Here is a 17969-nt window from a genome sequence, read left to right on the forward strand (position 1 = left end):
ATGGATGCAGAAACTTTCAAGAAAGAGTTTCTCCCCTATCATCAAAAATTGTATAGAATAGCCTTCCGGATTGTACACGACGCTGACAGTGCAGAAGATATGGTTCAAGATGCATTTGTTAAACTATGGAATAAACGAGACGAAATGAGCAAGATAGAAAATACAGAAGCGTTTGCTATTATCATCTTACGAAATACATGTCTGGATTATCTTAGAAAAACAAAAGACGAATATAACATAGAGTACGATAAGGAAATACCCGAAGAGGTATCTCTTTCGAAAGAAATAGAGCAGCGGGACCAAGTACAGAATATTAAAGGTTTGATAAACAAATTGCCCGATCAACAGCGGCAAGTGATGATGATGAAACATTGGGATGGATACTCGGATGAGGAAATAGAAGAGATGACAGGACTTAGTTCTGGAAATATACGGGTTATTTTGTCAAGGGCAAGAAAAACAATCAGAGAGCAATTCTTAAAAATAGAACGACAATGGACACTAGCGAAGTAAAAAAACTAATTGAGGACTTCTATAATGGAGAAACAACATTGGAAGAAGAACGCTTATTGTATGACTACTTTAAGGGAGACAACATTGCTAATGAATTGCTTGACGAACAACAAATCTTTTTAGAAATGTATAACTCCGAAGAAGTAGAGGTGCCTAAGGATTTGGAAATGAAACTAACAAATCTTATAGATGATCTTGCCTCTAAAGAAGAAAAGAAAAAGACAAGTAAGAAACGTAACTTATTTGTATGGGCAACAAGTATTGCAGCCGGAATAGCTATACTTATATTTGCCGGGATACATTTTAATAATCAACAACCATCTGTGCAGCCGACGATGGCTAATGTTTCAACCGAAGAGCAACTTAAAATAGAAGAAGCACAGAAAGCATTGTTGCTATTATCATCAAATTTTAATAAGGGAGTAAGCCAATTATCAGTGGTCTCCACAAGTATTGATAAAACGAATGAAGTATTAAGTAGAACATTGGATCAGTAAAATATAACAATATGAAAACAAGAATATTACTAATGACAATTTTGTCTTTGTGTAGCATGCTGGGGCTTAAAGCTCAGGAAAATATGTTTGACAGATTGTCTAATCATGATGATATCACGACTGTTTATATCTCTAAATCTCTGCTAAAATTGATGCCCGATATCGATGCCGGAGGTACAGATATAAAAGGCTTGGCCGGAAAGTTAGATCAGATGGAGATCTATAGTTGTGATAAAAATAAAGACGCTATGAAAATGATGAAGCAGGAGGTTGCTTCCCTTGTGAAAACAAAACAATATGAGATATTAATGAAGGTGAAGGAAAAAAGCAATAATGTGACTTTCTATTCGCATAAAGAAAATGAACGCATCAAAGACCTTGTAATGTTTGTAGACGATACAGATAATTGTACAATCATTCGCATACAAGGAAACTTCACGACAGAAGATATTCAGAAAGTCGTTGATGGCTCAGGAAAAAAGAAATAGGCTGTAAGTCAGAAAAGAAAATTAATATATAAATCTTAAAGCAATAATCGGATTAAAAAAAATCGGGTTATTGCTTTTTATATTTGTCTAATATTGTGTGACCATCAACAATTTTTTGCTAGTTTTGTAAGTATACAAACATAATTCTAATCACTAAAAAACGCGATATGAAAAAAGTAGCATTGTTTATACTATTTTCCGTTATTAGTTACTGTGCTTTTGCACAACAAGCCTTGTGGCAAGCAGGAGATATTATCTCTCCCGAAATTCATGAGAATAAAACAGTAACATTCCGATTGTTTGCACCTAATGCCGAAAAAGTGCAAGTTACAGGAGACTTTTTACCAACAGAGAAAGTTAATACTCCATTCGGAGAGTTTGATGGTCCTGGAAAAGCTGATTTGATACGTAACGATAAGGGAGTCTGGGAATATACCTCGGAAGTCCTTTCTCCCGAATTGTATAGTTACTCATTTCTTATCGACGACTTTAAGACAACAGATCCAAGCAATGTTTATCTGATCAGAGACGTGGCTTCGTTGACAAATGTATTTATTATTGACGGAGATTATGCCAGTTTATTCAACGTAAATAAAGTGCCTCATGGTACAGTTTCGCGTCGATGGTATCACAGTCCGACACTGAATATGGATAGACGAATAACTATTTATACACCTCCGGGCTATGAAAGTTCAACCGAAAACTATCCGGTCTTATACTTGCTTCATGGGATGGGAGGAGATGAAGAGGCTTGGATTGCTTTGGGAAGAACAGCACAAATAATGGATAATCTGATAGCCGAAGGGAAAGCAAAGCCAATGATAGTAGTGATGACAAACGGCAATGCAGCTCAAGAAGCTGCTCCCGGTGAATCTTCTCTAGGTTTTCAAAAACCATCGATGCAACAGCCAAAGACTATGGAAGGAAGTATGGAAACAAGCTTTCCTGATGTAATCAGTTTTATTGACAGTAATTACAGAACAATAAAAGAAAAGTCAGGACGTGCTATTTCGGGGCTTTCGATGGGAGGGTTTCACTCTTTGCATATCTCGAAAGAGTATCCGGATACATTCGATTATGTAGGTCTTTTTTCAGCAGCTATTTTTCCAAATAAGGAAGCTCAGTCTCCGATTTATCAGAATATGGAAGAAAAACTAAAAATTCAATTTAGCAAGAATCCTAAGCTCTATTGGATTGCTATAGGAAAAACAGATTTCTTGTATCAGGCAAATGTAGATTATAGAAAGTTGCTGGATGATAATGGCTATAAATACACTTACTACGAATCGGAGGGAGGACATATTTGGAAAAACTGGCGAATTTATCTATCTATGTTCGCGCCAATGCTGTTCACCGAATAACATATATTTCTCTTAATAGATATACAAACGGGTATTTATCGAATAAATACCCGTTTTTTTGTAACAATAATCTTATTTGTTAAAAAGAGAAAAGGTATTTTCCCTTATTATTATTACTTTTAAAGTCAGAAATCTAAAATCATAAAACAAGAAACAATGAAAAAAATCACATTCTTTATTGCTACTCTGTTGTTTACGAGTAGTATTTATGCCCAAATGAAGCCTGAAAGTACAGAATGGCATTATCCAAAACCTGAGAAAGTGACTCCGGCTACAGTAAACGGGAATGCTCCGTCGGACGCTATCATTTTATTCGATGGGAAAGATTTATCAAAGTGGGCTTCTGCTAAAGGTGGAGATGCACCATGGAAAGTAGTAAATGGAGAAATGACAGTTGTTCCCGGTACAGGTGATATTTGCACAAGAGAATTCTTCGGCGACTGTCAATTGCATATAGAGTTTAAATCACCAGCTCCGGAAAACCATTCAGGGCAAAATAGAGGAAATAGCGGGGTCTTCTTACAAAGTACCTATGAAGTACAAGTGTTGGATGCGGATAACAACGAAACTTATGTAAACGGTATGGTAGGTAGTATCTACAAGCAAAAAGCACCGAGTGTAAATGCTTATACCAAAAACGGAGAGTGGCAAGTTTATGATATTTATTGGAAAGCACCGGTGTTTGGTACAGATGGAGAGTTAGAGTCTCCGGCTATGATAACCGTTGTATTGAATGGTATTCTGGTTCAAAACAATTTTATACTGAAAGGGGATACGCCTTATATTGGCTTCCCCAAATATACTCCTCATGGAAGACTCCCTTTGAAACTGCAAGATCATGGAACGGGAGTTGCTTTCCGTAATATTTGGATCAGAAATCTGTAAAAGAAATCTTTAAAATAAAAAAAGGCTGCTAACAAAAGATAGCGGCCTTTCTTGTATTAAATCAAATTTTTTAGTTATTCATATAAATAGAGAACTACAGATAATCACTACCTGTAGTTCCCCAAAGTGGTATGAAGAATAATAAAGTATTTAAGAAATACTTCTAAAAGATTGATCTATTCTTTGAAAATTTCAATATGTGATATGACATCATACTCTTTTCCATAAACACCACCGAAACCTCCGTCTTTTCTGTTTCCTGCAATCTTGATTCCCTGAGTCACTCGCTTTAAAAAATAGGAATCAGCAAAGCCTTCACTAGAGTGGTAGAAAGTGAATAAATTTCCATCTCCTACTGTTGTATATCTTGCAGGATAGAAATATGAAGTTGTCTTACTTACAGCTCCATGCGCTCTATTATCAGATAGAACACCACTTGATGTATATTGAAAAGCATAAATTAAGCACACCAAGCTTTTAATTTTTGGATCATTTTCAGGATCTTCAAAGTTTGGATCTAGAATCGCAGGTATAAAGCGGAGTTCTCCTTTGTGATTGTCATCATCAAGAAACTGTAGTGGTATTTCCCTAGGTATTCCACTCTCGAAAGTACCTTTTATTGTGAATGTTTTATTCTCCTCTCTTTCTACAATCTCTATATCTGTTGTCACTCGTTCTTCTTTAGAGTTGGTATAAGTCATCTTTGCAGGTCCTAACAATTCTTTATACCCCAGATAGTCAAACTGGCTAATCTTGATCTCGATTGTTTTCTCCAGATACTTGAAGATGACTTTTCCTTCACGTCTTTCTTTCGACTCTTTTACTAGTATTTTTTGAGAACTATTTTCTAACTTCTCTACTTCGATCCAGTCTTTGCACTCCTCCGGAATAACAACTTCATAATTAATATTGGTCAATAGTTGAGTAGTTCTATCTCCTCCCTTTAACCCGAAATTGTACTGAACAATCTTATCGCCTGCAAACTCAAAAAGAATACCGGTCTGAGTTACAGGAACACGATATTGAGTGTCACCTGATGTTATAATAACTTCAACAGTTCTGTTGTGGAAATCGTAATTTGCTCCGGCTTCCAACTTAAGGATGTTTCCTTCTTTTGTGACGTTGCACCAATCGTTACTGACTGTAAATTCGAAGTCGGAAGTAGATACCTCTATCTGACCTTCCAGTTTAGCAGGGTCACCATCTATAGTAGTCTTTACTATCTTAAAGTTAGGAGCATCTTTTTCATCCTCACAGGCTGATATGAAGAGCAGCAATAGGGGGATGAATAATAAATATATAGCGTATTTATAGGTTTTCATAATCTTATTGTTTTACAAAAATTGGATTACTGATAGTTACTGTCTTGTTTTTAATGACATCACCACTGCTTACTGTTGTCTGGTTCTTGAACTCAACTACACGTATACCTACTACATGAGTAGGGAAAATAAGTGTGACGTATGTTGTTGGCAAGAAACGTAATTCAGGTTTCTCTGGTGAATATCTGTACCAGCTACCGCTGTATGGATAAGTAGCGTGGTAGCCGCTAGAATTACCTATAATGAAATTTAATCTTGTAGCAACAGTTAATTTTGTAGCATAGCCTGTTTTGGGGTCTACCTCTAAAGTTTGAGTTTTTATTCCTAACTGATTGTTTTCTCCTACCTCGATGTCAAATTCGTAATCAAGATTTTCATCAAATGCACGGAGGAAATCGCTCGAAACTCGAATCGTTTTACCATCACCTTTGTCTCTGAATTCAACCTCAACGGGTTCTTCTATGTTATCTGTAGTTACAAGGTATTTACCCAGTAGCTGTTGGAATTGAATAAATGTTGGAATTAGTTCTACATCGGTTCCTTTATCAAGGTCTACAAACTTAGAGTTTTCTTTATCCTACACCAGTCGCTTAAGTACATTGTTGCTTATGTTTAAAGAATCGTATAGATTAATACTTTCATTGGTTACGGTATACTTACTGATTTTGATATCAGGCCTATCTGTATCGTGAATCTCATAGTCTCCAGTCCACATAGTAGTATAGCCAACATGTTGACCCGACTTATTGATAGAGAAACGAGTGTAATTTGATAAGATCTCCTCTAATTCTACAACCTCGGCACAATATTGATCCCAGTCTTTTTCTGCTTTCATCGGGCGCATAACAATGATCTGTTTTTGCTTAATCCCTTTTAAAATGAATTCTTCCTTGGAGGCTTTCAGTATCATAAACTCAAAATCTCCTCCATATCCGTAAGGGTCGCTTATGCTTCCTGGATCGGCAAATGGGTGCAAAACTTTATTGTATGTTCCAAAGCTTAAACATGGACCTTGCATACGGTTTATAGAATATGAGGATTCTATTTTTTCGCCCAGATTTTTATAATCACCCATGGTGAAGGCGCCAGCCATGATTGCTTTACCTTCCTCAAATTTGCATATTATTTGGTAACCTCCAATTCTGTCTTCTCCAAATCCAGCATAGTAATCCATAGCCCAACCGTTTTCGGCAGAACTAAGAAGCTTATCGTACTCAGCCTGAGCTTCCATTAGTCGCTCGGCTGACGATTTGTCAAATATATTTTCTTCTTCTTTTAAGCAAGATTGTAAAGACAACAAGCCAACTAGTAGTATTATTATGCTGCTAATTATATTCTTCATAATACATTAATTAGTAAATTCCTTAAATGATATAAACTCTATATCTTCTGCTTTTACAGCTCTTATCTGAGCACTTTCCTTTAGCTTTCTAAGATTGGTATTCCAAGCTTCTTCCATATAGTCAGATACCATCTTGAGCTTCTGTTCTATTTTTTCTCTACCATATGCACTAACTACGTTTCCTTTCGAGTCAAACTCTGTAGCATTAGTTAGTATATTTTCCCACTCTTCGTCAGTAGTAGTTAGGTATATCGAGTACACTTCGGCAAAATCTTCATCAGCTTCAGAGCTTGCATATTCAGAAACAAAGCCCAATTTGTAGTATTCTTCTATTTTGTTATAAGCATCAGGCCAGTTGTCGCCTACGTAATCTTTCTCGCTAATAGCTCCAAAAGAAAGATCTTTTTCTCTCTTTTGATCCAAAATATGAGAAAACTCATGATGCATACGGTGCATATATTGGATAATCGATTCGTAATTGATCTCTTTTACTAGGTTTAATTCATATAAAACAACACGTAACCCACCACTTGCTGTCGCTAAAACCTTAGTGTTTGTTGCAGGGTCTAGGCCTTCACTACCTATAAGGTATATTTGCTTAGGTGCAGTCTCTCTGGTGAAATGCATACCCGCAACCTCGTCGTAACACTCGAACCAACAATATTTAATAATCTGTGTAAACTTGGTCGATATATCAAAGGTTGCAGGAGTCAGATTGTAGCTGAAATCCGTATCCATATAATCGAATTGATAAGCGATCTGAATGTTGTACGGAACTCTGAAGTTGTCTTCTAGCCATAAGTCGAATTCGTTCTTCTTAGGAAGGCTTTCACTGTCAAAGACGCTATTGTTTCTGTCTACATCGTCATTGTCGCAGCCTACTACGAATGCTGCAAATAGAATGACTAAACAATATATTATATTTTTTTTCATAATTGTCTGAAGTATTATATCTGTTCTTATCTTGGATTTGCTTGCATTCCGGCTACTACCATCTGCTGAGGTATTTGGAATACTCTTCTAGGGTCATCTACTGTAAGCTTGTCGGTAGGAACAGGTGTTCCATCATAAATCTTACGTCTGTAGATTTCTATTTTGTATCTGTTGATATCAAACCATCTAGTTCCTTCATGTAGGGTTAAGGCTCTCTTTGCCAACAATATTCCTTGTAGGACGTCTTTTTGATCTTCGGTAAGTCCTTCCAAATTAATTTCTTTCTTGAATTTTCCGGGATCTACACCTTTGGGATCATACTCGTGTTTTGTTTTTTTGCTAGGATCGTCTGTGTCTTCTAGTCTCATAAATGCTATAAGCTTCTCAGGACTTTCTGTATGTCTGTAAGATGCATTATAGTATGTGAAAGCTCGTAGGAATGTATCTAAATCCTTTGTAGCAGAAACCAAATCTCCGGAAAGAGCATATGCTTCAGCTCTTGTGAGTAAAGTTTCGTCAGCAGTGAATACGGCTTGTACAATGTGTGTCCAACCAATACCTGCAACCTTGTCAAGGTACTCAAAAAACTCTCCAACTTTAGGCATTACAGCAATCGCACCCTGAGAGGTAACTAAACATCTGTATCTAACCCATCCTCCGATAGGAAGGCTTGCATCAGGTGTTATTTCATTATAAGTTATGTTTTGCATTGCAAATTTCTTCCCGATACTAGGGTAGGGACCTGAAACTCTTCCCCAAATAGACTCTGCAGCTACCAATAAGAAGTTTGCTGTTTGTTCTGGCTCAATATATCTATTGAAAGCTATATCTAACTTACTTACACTTTCACCAAATGCCCTTTTTGTATCAAAAAACCTATTTATACTATATTCTTGTCTATTCAAAAACAATCCTTATCTTTGCATCCACAAAGAATTTAACCACACTAAGGAGAGGTGCTCGAGTGGTTGAAGAGGCACGCCTGGAAAGTAAGCTTCTATATAAAAAAACTACTCTGTAAATAATATTAAATCAATAACTTACCGATAATATTTTCACTTAGATTTTCCTCAATCGTAATATTGTACACACTTTTGTGCACGCTATGCGTGATTAATACTAATTTTATTTATTTAGTTACATCTAACCTCTAATAGATAAAAGCTAGATGTACGATTTAATGCTTAACCTTGTATGTCTGAACACATTTTCATTATAAATACGATTACACCTATAGCAACCCACCATGCATTCTTTGACCACCAAGATTCTTTTTCTTTTTGTTCATTCTGATTTTCCATAATTTTAATTTATTTTAAATGACTCAATAACAGTTTTTATTATTTGTTCTTCACTAGCATATTCATCTTGTGCAACAGTAAATGTTATTATGTATAAAATACCGTCTTTAGTTGTTGCATATTGAACAGCCCTCACAGGATAGTTGCTTAGTGTATAGTCTGCTATAATTTGATAATAATTGAGATTATTCATTGCCAAATATCCTTGTGAAATGATTTCAAAATCATCAAAATATGATTGCATTTGTTGTATTGATAGTAATGCTGCATCTGCAATGTTTTTAGAAGTGTTAGACATTATAATATTAAAATTACTTCTGAAATTATAATTATCCTCTGGACTTATAAAAGCAGCAATAACCCCTTGATTTGGTTGAGATACTACTTCATAATTCTTAGGGTACTTTATCGAAAATTCTTTGTAGGCATTATTCTCGAATATTTTATAGCCAGTATCATTTGAGGAATATTGAATAGTATTGTCATCATAGAAATGAATACTATTTGTTAATTTGTTAAATCTCTCATTTAGATTATTATTAGAAATGACAACTAGACAAAAAACATAATCTTCTCTGAAAAAATATATACATTTTGAGCCATAACCATTAAATGTAGTATAAGCCACATAGGCATCTAGTTCTTCATGACTAAACCTTACATATTCGGAAGAAACGTCTTGAGTTAATTTATCTAAAATAGATTTTCTAACTTGTTCTTTTTCTTGATGGCTTGATGCTCGATAAGATATTGGTAATTCTATGACCATTAATTGATAAACAGCCATTTTGGTAGGATTATTTTCATTCTCAATAGCACCATATTCTAAATCAAAATCGTTAGAGCTTTGAAATGAAATATCTTTGAGCGTTATAGGTGTTTTTATGGCTAAATTATATTGAGAGAAAATTTGATAACCTTTCTGTCTATAATAAGCTTCATCCTTTCTTTCAGAAGATTCAACTTCTCCTGTAATTATAGAATGATCTCTTTTACTCGGTGTGCTAAAATCTTTGTTTGAAGAGTTACAAAGTATTGCTACTACTATTAACGCTATCATACTAGCTGCAACTATGGCTACAATGTTTTTCTCATTTTCGTTCATTAGATGTGCAATTTAATATTGTTAAAAAAATAAGGCATGGTGCTTCCTCACGTGATTCAAGGTATCGCCAAACACTCACTGCCAGAATAAGGTAAAGTTCATGCCTTGTAACACGAACTTTACTATTTTCCCATCACTCATCAATCTAGTAGATTCTTTGTTCTCACACCCAAATCAATATCTTCAATCATTTTCTCTTGAGGATATGATAATTCAAACTCCCATTCCTTCACCTTGTCCTTCCTTTTATTTCTAATAGATATACTCATGGTATTATAATGTTTTCCATATAACATAAATGTTACTTCATACTTCTCATTAATAGCAGAAAGTACGCTTCTTCCATCTGCAACCTCAAGTTTACCTAAAGTATTGTGTAAATAATCAAATAGTCTGTTAAGTAGCACAGGTAGCCCTCCTTTATTCTGAACATTTTCTATTAGATACTTAATCTCTTTATTTCTTCTCTTCTCACTAGCTTTTGAGTCTAATGATACAACAACATACATTACAATGCCAATTAAAGCACCAATAAATAAAGCTTCCATAATTTTTTCTTTTTTATAGCCATACTCACAAAAAGAAGATGTGGCATCCACTATTAGAGTCCAAGGTATTACCACACACCTAAACCACATAACAATGAAGCCACACCTATAAAAGATGTAGCATTCACTTTGTTACTGTTGTGGTTTGTCTTTAAAGTGGTAATTTTAGGACTTCACTAGTAAAAAGCAAATACTTCTTTTTATTAATATGTCTTAGTTAAACTTATATATTCATTCGCAATTATTTGATTTTTGGTTTATTGCAAAAATACGAGATTTAAACAGATATATACCAAGTTTGAAACTGCTTTTTTGAATTAAATTTTTTCTAATTCATATCTAGGTGTGGCTTAAATGAATGTTATTATGTGTGTTATGAATTATTTAGATTCTACATTTTTAAAATCAGAAGTAACTTATTATAGGAAAATACAATTTCAGGATCAACTTTTGTAGAAGATAAAATGTGCAAATTCACTTCTTTCCATCTTTCTTCCAAATCCAGTATATATACAAAATGAAGCTAATAAATAGCCAAATCAAAGTATTCAAAGCATCTTTCATAAGATTTTGATTTTAAATTAATATTTGCAGGGGGCTTAACCCCATTACCAAGCATAAGGGGGAGTGTTTTTAAGACTATGCAGCTCTTATATATACAGTATATTTTGTTAAACCTTATGTTATCTTATGAATGAATGCAAATTCTTTAAATAGCTTTAAAATGCATTAAACACACTATCTCTTGCTCAAAAGAAAAATCCAGTAGTTCTGATTATAAGTTTACTACTGGACTATTAGTCTTTTTGTAATATGACTGCTACTTATTCTGTAGAGAGTAATGTCTTTTCTATAATTTCTGCATCTAGATCTCCATTGTTTATGTTCCAATACTCAAATTTCATTTCAGGGGATACTCCGATACATTCTTCTAATTCTTCCTTCATTATCGCATAGACATAACCTTCTTGTCCTATAGTTGTGACAATAGAATCATGTATTGTGAAAATTGGTACTTGTTGAGGAGCTTCATCCCATATTCTTTTGCAGCACCTATGGAGTATAATTTCACTTTCTATTGCTTGTAATAAGCAAGCTAAACGTGCATATTGTCTTTCTATTTTTAAGTCAGAGTATATCCTTTTTATAGTCTTGAATACTTTCATCACAGATGGAAACTTCTCTTCATAATACTGTTTTAGCCAATAGTTCTCATCTTCAGGATTATTTGCATTGCTTGAAAATAATATCTGAAACATTGTTGTTTTAGCAGTTCCTCGAGATATTTCAATATCTTTTTCATTTTTAACCCATTCTTTTATCGTTTCATATATTTCTCCTGATGCAACGACTTTTTTATATTCGTCAAAAGTTCCATCAGGCAGATTATTTAACAAATTTCCCAACATAATGGGGAGGGATTCTCTTGTAGGGTATTTGTGTAGGAAGGATTGTTTTATATTATCTGGTAGGTTGAATAGATTTATGGGTAGGTTAGAATTTTCTCTCCAAAATTCAGGGTTGAATAATAAACAGGCAAGATAAGGTTGAGAATTTTTAATATCTACGGCAACAAGGGGTTCTCCATCATATGTAATGAAGTTCCTATAGTCTTTTTGCATATTCGTTAATACAGAATGTAGCCGATGCACATTTGTGTCAATCATAGCTTTGTAGTCATGTATTTTCAATGCTTCAAGATTATATCTGAATGAATTATATTGCAGTGAGGGATTTTTTCTTTTCCCTGTATTTTTATTCAAATCCCATTGATCTATATTCTGCTTAACTTTCTTCTCCTTTAGATTTTTAGCATATAGTTTTGCCCTGTTTATATCTATTTTTAGCTTTTTCTGTTCATACCAATATGATAGATAAGGGCAATGTCGCAATTGATTTTCATTGTTACCATCTCTATTATTTTTTATGATAGAATCAATTGCTTTTAAATTCCCTTTCTTGTCAAAAGCTCTAGCATAATAATAAGGCTCAAGTTCGGCATCAATATATTTATCAGACCATTTATAAGATCTAGAATATCCTCTTTCATTAGGAGTTGATGATTTATAGGATTTATTGCATTCGATTACTCCTGTATTCTCTAAGTAGTCAAAATATAGCCTATAGTCACGCATAAAACGATTTAAGTATTCTGCGTTTATTGGCACAAAATCATCATCACCTATTAAATCTTTGTTCCTAGCAGGGATGGAGCTTAATAAGCCGAGTATATAAATAATCTTTTCTTTATCAAAACGTAAACCATATTTTGCTTCATCAAACCCATTTTCTAAAGGAGGATATTCACCTATATGAGCATCTACATCTAAATTCTCTGGAAGTAATGCGTAATAGCCAGAGCGGCTAAGCATTACTAATATATAACTAGGAATATTTAAATCTGAATTTTCCTTAAAATCTAAAATATCTGGATCAATATCAGAAACATCATCTAATATCACATCATCTAATTTATTCTTCTCACCTCTAGAGAACCACTCTCTTATCTTATTTATTATATCCATTATGTTGGGAAAAATATGAAATTATTTTTTTACTGTAGCTTGAATATGTAGGATAGGTTATTATCATATGTGAGTAATTAGTGATTCGAAAGAAGATGAAAATACATCTTCCCCTTCAAATTTACAACAAATTCTTCATAGCTTCATCAATTTGGCTATTTTCAAAGCTATCTAGATATATTTGTGTTGTCTTTAAATCTGAATGACCAAGCGTTTCACTTATTATGGCTATATTAACTCCAGACCGTTTTAAAACTGTTGCATATGAATGTCTTGCAACGTATGTAGTCAGAGGTATTGAGAGATTGATACTTTCTCCAATCTTCTTTAGATTTTTATTTGCCACAAAGGTAATCTTTTTAACTCTTCTAAATTGCTGTTCTGGTGTAGGGTGTATAGAATCATCTAAAATAGGGAAAATATAGTCTCTGTCAGGATCTTGGTATCTTTGTATTATTTCTAGAGCATAGGGCTGTAATAAGAAACTAATTTGTTTACCTGTCTTATGCCTTTTGTAGACTACTCTATTTGATACAATATTACTCTTCTTCAAATATGCTATATCAATCATATTGATGCCACATCCTAAATAGCTGAATAAGAATAAATCTTTGCTGAATTGTAATAAAGATTGAGGTCTTTTGCTAATAGTCTTTACATCCAGAGATATGATTTTCTGAATATCTTCTTTTGTAATTGACCTTTTAGGGGTTGATTCTTTGAGTTTAGAGACATTATAATCATCAAATGGGTAATAATCCTTCTTTACTGCTTTTTCTTTAATAGCCTTGTTGTATGTAGCTCGTAAGGTACGCATCTTAATACTTATTGTATTATCTTTATTACCTCGACTCCTTAGATATGTTTCGTATCTGTTCAAGTAGGCTACGTCAATATCTGAGAATATTATATTTAACTTTGAGAACTGGAGTAAAGAATTAAATAAGGCTTTGTAGTGTTCAGCATTTCCTATTTTCTTTTCATTGATGAGATTTGATATTATCGTTTTTAAATAGTCTTCAACTGTTATTCTCTTTATTGGATTTTCAACCTTTTCGACTAAAGTTGTCAAAGAATAATCTCTCGCTATTGATTGAAATTCTAAAACTTGTTGTTGGTACTCTTTTAACTTTTCAGTTATAATCGCTTCTATATATTCTCTGTTAGGGCAATTCGGCTTTGGTTTGTTTTTAACAAAATCCCAGTGATTGGGTTTTAGTGTAATTCCTGTTCTAAGGTATTTTCTTTTATTATTCTTCGTTAATTTCACTACTAAAGGAATTGTTCCATCTGCTAAAGGCCTTCTTGCATCGCAAGTTACAGTAATAATTGTTTTCATTTTTATGTGCACACTTTTGTACACATAGCTTGCTTGAAAGTGTCTAAACACGTTGAAATATCAGCTTATACTACTCCTTCCTTGTCTATTCAAAAACAATCCTTATCTTTGCATCCACAAAGAATTTAACCACACTAAGGAGAGGTGCTCGAGTGGTTGAAGAGGCACGCCTGGAAAGCGTGTATACCCCTAAAGGGTATCGAGAGTTCGAATCTCTTCCTCTCCGCTTATAAATAAAAAAGGATCAGTAATTATTACTGATCCTTTTTTTGTATGTAGTTGTCCTTAGATGAAAGGGCATTATGTCTTCATTCTAAAATTCGCTTTATGTAAATTTTAGTTTCGACAGTGATACTTATATTTTCAGCATATCGCGATTTTTTATAATCAATAAAATTATCACTGCCTATAGTCTTATCCTCCCCCCAGCTTGTAACCCATAGAAAGATACTGGCATCTTCTAATTCAACATTTCCTTCTTCATCTTTAACTTCTTCTTTGTATAATAAATGTACCACATCGTCGATCAATAAAACAGGGTAATCTATAGATACAAGTTTTTCTGTGTTGTCATTCCATTCGGTCATTATACACCTTTTATTCCCTTTGTCGTTTACATAAAACTTAAAAGATGTACTTTGGAGTTTTGTCGTCATTTCTATAGAATATGCCTCTTTTATTTTACCATTTTCATATTCTCTGAATAAGTAAATCTGCCATTTGCCTTTGCATAGGTCGTCGAAGTCAATCATATGCTTCTTGGGAGTAACTCCTTCTGTAGTAGTAGGAGCTGTTTTTATGTTGCGGGCAGTTTTAACATCAGTTATTTTATACCATGTGTCGTCGTTTTTAGTTGTGCCGTAATAAGACTGGTCAATCATAAGAATGCCTTTCTCCGGATTAAACTCTCGTACTCTTTGCCAGCTACGAATAATTGTATCCCTGCCATCTTCGGTTTTGTCCGCTCTGGCATATTTTATAGTATCATCTTTTATATGGAAATCTGCTTGAAACGCTAAGTTTCCTGCTAAGTTATAGTCTTTGGCTATATACTTTCCATTTTCTTTGACAAAAGAACTTCTGAAACCATCGTAATCGATATAACGTAATCCTTGATAAGGTCGTTCTTGTCCACCTGCACCTCCGGGATTGACTGTAATTTGTTTCTCGTAATAATATGTCTCCCAAGTTCCTAAAAGAGCATCTTCGGTAGGAACGACTACCGGTGGTTCTGGTTTTATTGGCCCGTCGGGTTCATCGTTTGAGCAGGCCGTTAAGAGTGTTAGCCCTAATATAAAGAGTAAAGTAAGATTTTTTTTCATTGTTTTGTAAAACAAGCTATATTCGTTGTGTATCGTTGCTGCAAAGATACAATAATTTTAATATAAATAGAGTCTTATAGCTTTATTGTTTGGGTGTTATAGTTACCCAAACAGCTGTCAGTGCTTAATAAACGGATAACTGCTTAGAATATTATGTTATACTTTATTGTCTTTTTAGTTTCATCTGATATTTATAGTCATAATCTTGGATGCTGACAAGCATTTCATTCTTGTTTTTATCAATAGACAATACTTCAAATTTTATGCTTTTTGGTTTTTGGTCTTTTGCTGTTTTGTCCATATAATCTTTGTAAGTAATAACGATTGTATTTTCTTCAACAGAATACTTCCCCGCAATATTGAAAAGAATCAGACCTTCTGAGGCTTCGCCTTTATGGTAAATATGATTATCTCTAAAGATATAGGTGTCGTTATTAGCCGTTATTTCTGATGTCTGATCGCCTTCGGTTCTTTCAATTTCAATCCACCGTCCGACAATATCTTTTTCGGTGAAAATTATATTCTGAGAATTAATTGCCAGAGTGGAGAGTATGAGTAATAGAGAGTAAAGGATAAATCTTTTCATTTTGTAAGTTGGTGTTTTTGTTGTAAATGTATAATTTCTATTCTAAAAAAATAACAGGGTACATATTAAATAAATAGTGTACCCTGTATTCAAACCTAAATTACCTAAAACTTAAATGTATTATCGTATTATCTAAACCTTTCTTTTTTATCTTCCTCTGCTCGATCTTTCGCTTCCTGATACCAATCTGTATTCTTTCGATTGATTAGTCGATCTGCTAGAGTTAGCTTTTCTAACATTGCTTGTTGATCTGCTGCTTGAATTTGATCTGTTAGAGCTTGAAGAATTATATGTTCTATTATTATTTCTTACAGTATTTTTATCAGATCTGGATTCCGCAGGTTTGTAGTCTTTCTTTTTATTCGAGTTGTTGGAATTATATTTTTGATTATTGTTGTTCGAATTTCTATTGTTGTTATTCTTATATTCTTTATTGTTATTGCTTGAAGAATATCTATTGTTGGTATATCTGTTATTGTTATACCCATTATCTTTTTTGTTATTATAATGCTTATTGTCGTTAGAATACCATGTTACGCGGTTGTTTCTGCTATCGCGGTAGCGCATATCTCTACTGTCGCGGATTACATACTGATTTTTATGACCTCTGTATTTCGCATAATTTCTGTAGTGAACGTGATGTTGTCTCCAAGGATCGCGACCATTCAATACAACTTTGTATAGATTATACAAATCGTAGTGACGATATGCGTAAGGTAAGTAACGCGCCGATATCCATCTGCCTCTGTTCATGTAATAGAACAGTTGCATATTCACATCGTAGTAACAATCTATATCAGGAAAATAATAATATCCTGCATAATCGTATCCTACAGGGCCCCATGCTGGTTGGCGACCAATATTTATACTGATATTTATATTTTGAGCTTCAGCTGAATTGTAGAAAGAAGCTATTCCAGTCAATAGTACAAGTGCTAATATAAACTTTTTCATAATCGTAAAGATTAAAATGGTGAATACTATTTTTATCTCTTTGTTTCTTTGATTTGTTTTTAAAGAGAAAGATTAATCAACCCTAAGATCTTTAACCTTAATTAACGATACTGGTGAAAAGATCTGAATTTTACCAACTCTCGTTACCTTTAAAGAAATGTGAAAATGATTTATAAAAAAGTATTTGTTTTTAAGATTGTATTGGCGTTGTAATAAAAAAACTATATTTGCAACTCAAATTAGTTGTTCAATACAAACTGTATTATGTATTTTTAAACACAAAAAAGAACTATTATGAAAAAAATGATTTTAGCTTTATTTACAATAAGCGCGATGTTTGTCTTATCTTCATGTGGAAGTGACGATCCGGAAAAAATACAAAAAACATTTAAAGGAGTAGGAACTCAGACTATTGTGTTAGAGTCAGCGGCAGGTAGCACAACAACTCCTCCAGCGAATAAGATTAAATTGGATGAATTGTTTAAAGGGAGTGCAGACTATGGAGCTCCAATTGTAGGATGGAATTATAACCTTCGCGAATGTGAAATGAATATAGTCGGTTTACCTGAAGGTACTTCATTAGAAAATTTTAAATTGACAATAAATGATAAACCATGGCTTTTCAAGGAGACTATAACAACTAAAAATGTAAGTCTGGATAGTCAAGGCAATGAAGTGTACAAATACTTTCAAGAAGTTCTTGCTGATATTGCTCATAAAAAACATATTGAGACTACTGTAACATTTACCCCAACTCAGTCTACTATTGGTAAGAATGTTAAATTAGAAATTAAACTTGCCGGAACATGTACATACGAGGTTGAGGTTAAGTAAGCCTCAGATACGATAATTACATAGAACTAAATAGAAAGCTGGATGGTATAACCATTCAGCTTTCGTCTTTTTTAATAACCTCAAACGGGGAACTTTTTAGCTTAGATCGTTGTT

At 33.8% G+C, this 17969-nt stretch carries 17 protein-coding genes and 1 tRNA gene; 7 read left to right on the forward strand and 11 right to left on the reverse strand.

What is annotated here, in order from left to right:
* The 5 genes from DHU68_RS04685 (at position 1) to DHU68_RS04705 (ending at position 3744) form a co-directional block, all read left to right on the forward strand.
* Entirely contained in the window at positions 1 to 513 is a 513-nt protein-coding gene (locus DHU68_RS04685) for an RNA polymerase sigma factor (protein ID WP_108822137.1), read from the forward strand.
* Positions 495 to 1010, forward strand: coding sequence for a hypothetical protein (locus DHU68_RS04690; RefSeq protein WP_108821824.1), 516 nt, complete (start codon positions 495 to 497; stop codon positions 1008 to 1010). The genes DHU68_RS04685 and DHU68_RS04690 overlap by 19 nt, the downstream gene beginning before the upstream one ends.
* A gap of 11 nt (positions 1011 to 1021) precedes the next feature.
* Positions 1022 to 1498, forward strand: a complete 477-nt coding sequence (locus DHU68_RS04695; protein ID WP_108821825.1) for a DUF4252 domain-containing protein — start codon at positions 1022 to 1024, stop codon at positions 1496 to 1498.
* 167 nt (positions 1499 to 1665) lie between these two features.
* Entirely contained in the window at positions 1666 to 2859 is a 1194-nt protein-coding gene (locus DHU68_RS04700) for an esterase (RefSeq protein ID WP_108821826.1), read from the forward strand.
* A 156-nt stretch (positions 2860 to 3015) separates the two neighbouring features.
* Positions 3016 to 3744, forward strand: a complete 729-nt coding sequence (locus tag DHU68_RS04705; RefSeq protein ID WP_108821827.1) for a DUF1080 domain-containing protein — start codon at positions 3016 to 3018, stop codon at positions 3742 to 3744.
* A gap of 176 nt (positions 3745 to 3920) precedes the next feature.
* On the opposite strand, the gene DHU68_RS04710 is transcribed toward DHU68_RS04705, so the two are convergent.
* From DHU68_RS04710 to DHU68_RS04745, 8 genes are all read right to left on the reverse strand, one after another.
* The gene (locus tag DHU68_RS04710; RefSeq protein ID WP_108821828.1) at positions 3921 to 5066 is read right to left on the reverse strand and encodes a BACON domain-containing protein; all 1146 of its coding nucleotides are present in this window, start codon (positions 5064 to 5066) and stop codon (positions 3921 to 3923) included.
* A 577-nt stretch (positions 5067 to 5643) separates the two neighbouring features.
* Positions 5644 to 6408 (reverse strand): DUF4302 domain-containing protein, encoded by a 765-nt coding sequence (locus DHU68_RS04715; RefSeq protein ID WP_108821829.1) that lies wholly within the window; start codon positions 6406 to 6408, stop codon positions 5644 to 5646.
* A gap of 6 nt (positions 6409 to 6414) precedes the next feature.
* Positions 6415 to 7341 carry a substrate import-associated zinc metallohydrolase lipoprotein gene (locus DHU68_RS04720; protein ID WP_108821830.1) on the reverse strand — a complete coding sequence of 309 codons (927 nt, stop codon included), beginning with the start codon at positions 7339 to 7341 and terminating at the stop codon, positions 6415 to 6417.
* Between the two features lie 26 nt (positions 7342 to 7367).
* The gene (locus DHU68_RS04725; protein ID WP_108821831.1) at positions 7368 to 8246 is read right to left on the reverse strand and encodes a hypothetical protein; all 879 of its coding nucleotides are present in this window, start codon (positions 8244 to 8246) and stop codon (positions 7368 to 7370) included.
* Between the two features lie 400 nt (positions 8247 to 8646).
* Entirely contained in the window at positions 8647 to 9747 is a 1101-nt protein-coding gene (locus tag DHU68_RS04730; protein ID WP_108821832.1) for a PsbP-related protein, read from the reverse strand.
* Between the two features lie 140 nt (positions 9748 to 9887).
* A complete protein-coding gene (locus DHU68_RS04735) occupies positions 9888 to 10295 on the reverse strand; it encodes a hypothetical protein (protein ID WP_160111075.1) in 408 nt (135 codons plus the stop codon).
* Between the two features lie 824 nt (positions 10296 to 11119).
* The gene (locus tag DHU68_RS04740) at positions 11120 to 12820 is read right to left on the reverse strand and encodes a hypothetical protein (RefSeq protein WP_108821834.1); all 1701 of its coding nucleotides are present in this window, start codon (positions 12818 to 12820) and stop codon (positions 11120 to 11122) included.
* A gap of 121 nt (positions 12821 to 12941) precedes the next feature.
* A complete protein-coding gene (locus DHU68_RS04745) occupies positions 12942 to 14159 on the reverse strand; it encodes a site-specific integrase (protein ID WP_108821835.1) in 1218 nt (405 codons plus the stop codon).
* 138 nt (positions 14160 to 14297) lie between these two features.
* Here DHU68_RS04745 and DHU68_RS04750 point away from each other — a divergent pair.
* Positions 14298 to 14385, forward strand: a tRNA-Ser gene (locus DHU68_RS04750).
* An 82-nt stretch (positions 14386 to 14467) separates the two neighbouring features.
* Here DHU68_RS04750 and DHU68_RS04755 read toward each other — a convergent pair.
* From DHU68_RS04755 to DHU68_RS04765, 3 genes are all read right to left on the reverse strand, one after another.
* Entirely contained in the window at positions 14468 to 15481 is a 1014-nt protein-coding gene (locus DHU68_RS04755; RefSeq protein WP_160111076.1) for a hypothetical protein, read from the reverse strand.
* A gap of 163 nt (positions 15482 to 15644) precedes the next feature.
* The gene (locus DHU68_RS04760) at positions 15645 to 16067 is read right to left on the reverse strand and encodes a hypothetical protein (RefSeq protein WP_108821837.1); all 423 of its coding nucleotides are present in this window, start codon (positions 16065 to 16067) and stop codon (positions 15645 to 15647) included.
* 147 nt (positions 16068 to 16214) lie between these two features.
* Entirely contained in the window at positions 16215 to 17021 is an 807-nt protein-coding gene (locus tag DHU68_RS04765; RefSeq protein ID WP_108821838.1) for a hypothetical protein, read from the reverse strand.
* A gap of 294 nt (positions 17022 to 17315) precedes the next feature.
* Here DHU68_RS04765 and DHU68_RS04770 point away from each other — a divergent pair, with 294 nt between their 5' ends.
* Entirely contained in the window at positions 17316 to 17855 is a 540-nt protein-coding gene (locus DHU68_RS04770; protein ID WP_108821839.1) for a hypothetical protein, read from the forward strand.
* The last annotated feature ends 114 nt before the right edge of the window (positions 17856 to 17969 follow it).

The organism is Dysgonomonas sp. Marseille-P4361 (assembly GCF_900343125.1).
Lineage (GTDB): Bacteria > Bacteroidota > Bacteroidia > Bacteroidales > Dysgonomonadaceae > Dysgonomonas.

What these genes read in the sequence shown, in the direction of transcription:
- DHU68_RS04685 (WP_108822137.1), top strand. Translation starts at nt 1, where the DNA reads ATGGATGCAGAAACTTTCAAGAAAGAGTTTCTCCCCTATCATCAAAAA.
- DHU68_RS04690 (WP_108821824.1), top strand. Translation starts at nt 495, where the DNA reads ATGGACACTAGCGAAGTAAAAAAACTAATTGAGGACTTCTATAATGGA.
- DHU68_RS04695 (WP_108821825.1), top strand. Translation starts at nt 1,022, where the DNA reads ATGAAAACAAGAATATTACTAATGACAATTTTGTCTTTGTGTAGCATG.
- DHU68_RS04700 (WP_108821826.1), top strand. Translation starts at nt 1,666, where the DNA reads ATGAAAAAAGTAGCATTGTTTATACTATTTTCCGTTATTAGTTACTGT.
- DHU68_RS04705 (WP_108821827.1), top strand. Translation starts at nt 3,016, where the DNA reads ATGAAAAAAATCACATTCTTTATTGCTACTCTGTTGTTTACGAGTAGT.
- DHU68_RS04710 (WP_108821828.1), bottom strand. Translation starts at nt 5,066, where the DNA reads ATGAAAACCTATAAATACGCTATATATTTATTATTCATCCCCCTATTG.
- DHU68_RS04715 (WP_108821829.1), bottom strand. Translation starts at nt 6,408, where the DNA reads ATGAAGAATATAATTAGCAGCATAATAATACTACTAGTTGGCTTGTTG.
- DHU68_RS04720 (WP_108821830.1), bottom strand. Translation starts at nt 7,341, where the DNA reads ATGAAAAAAAATATAATATATTGTTTAGTCATTCTATTTGCAGCATTC.
- DHU68_RS04730 (WP_108821832.1), bottom strand. Translation starts at nt 9,747, where the DNA reads ATGAACGAAAATGAGAAAAACATTGTAGCCATAGTTGCAGCTAGTATG.
- DHU68_RS04735 (WP_160111075.1), bottom strand. Translation starts at nt 10,295, where the DNA reads ATGGAAGCTTTATTTATTGGTGCTTTAATTGGCATTGTAATGTATGTT.
- DHU68_RS04740 (WP_108821834.1), bottom strand. Translation starts at nt 12,820, where the DNA reads ATGGATATAATAAATAAGATAAGAGAGTGGTTCTCTAGAGGTGAGAAG.
- DHU68_RS04745 (WP_108821835.1), bottom strand. Translation starts at nt 14,159, where the DNA reads ATGAAAACAATTATTACTGTAACTTGCGATGCAAGAAGGCCTTTAGCA.
- DHU68_RS04755 (WP_160111076.1), bottom strand. Translation starts at nt 15,481, where the DNA reads ATGAAAAAAAATCTTACTTTACTCTTTATATTAGGGCTAACACTCTTA.
- DHU68_RS04760 (WP_108821837.1), bottom strand. Translation starts at nt 16,067, where the DNA reads ATGAAAAGATTTATCCTTTACTCTCTATTACTCATACTCTCCACTCTG.
- DHU68_RS04765 (WP_108821838.1), bottom strand. Translation starts at nt 17,021, where the DNA reads ATGAAAAAGTTTATATTAGCACTTGTACTATTGACTGGAATAGCTTCT.
- DHU68_RS04770 (WP_108821839.1), top strand. Translation starts at nt 17,316, where the DNA reads ATGAAAAAAATGATTTTAGCTTTATTTACAATAAGCGCGATGTTTGTC.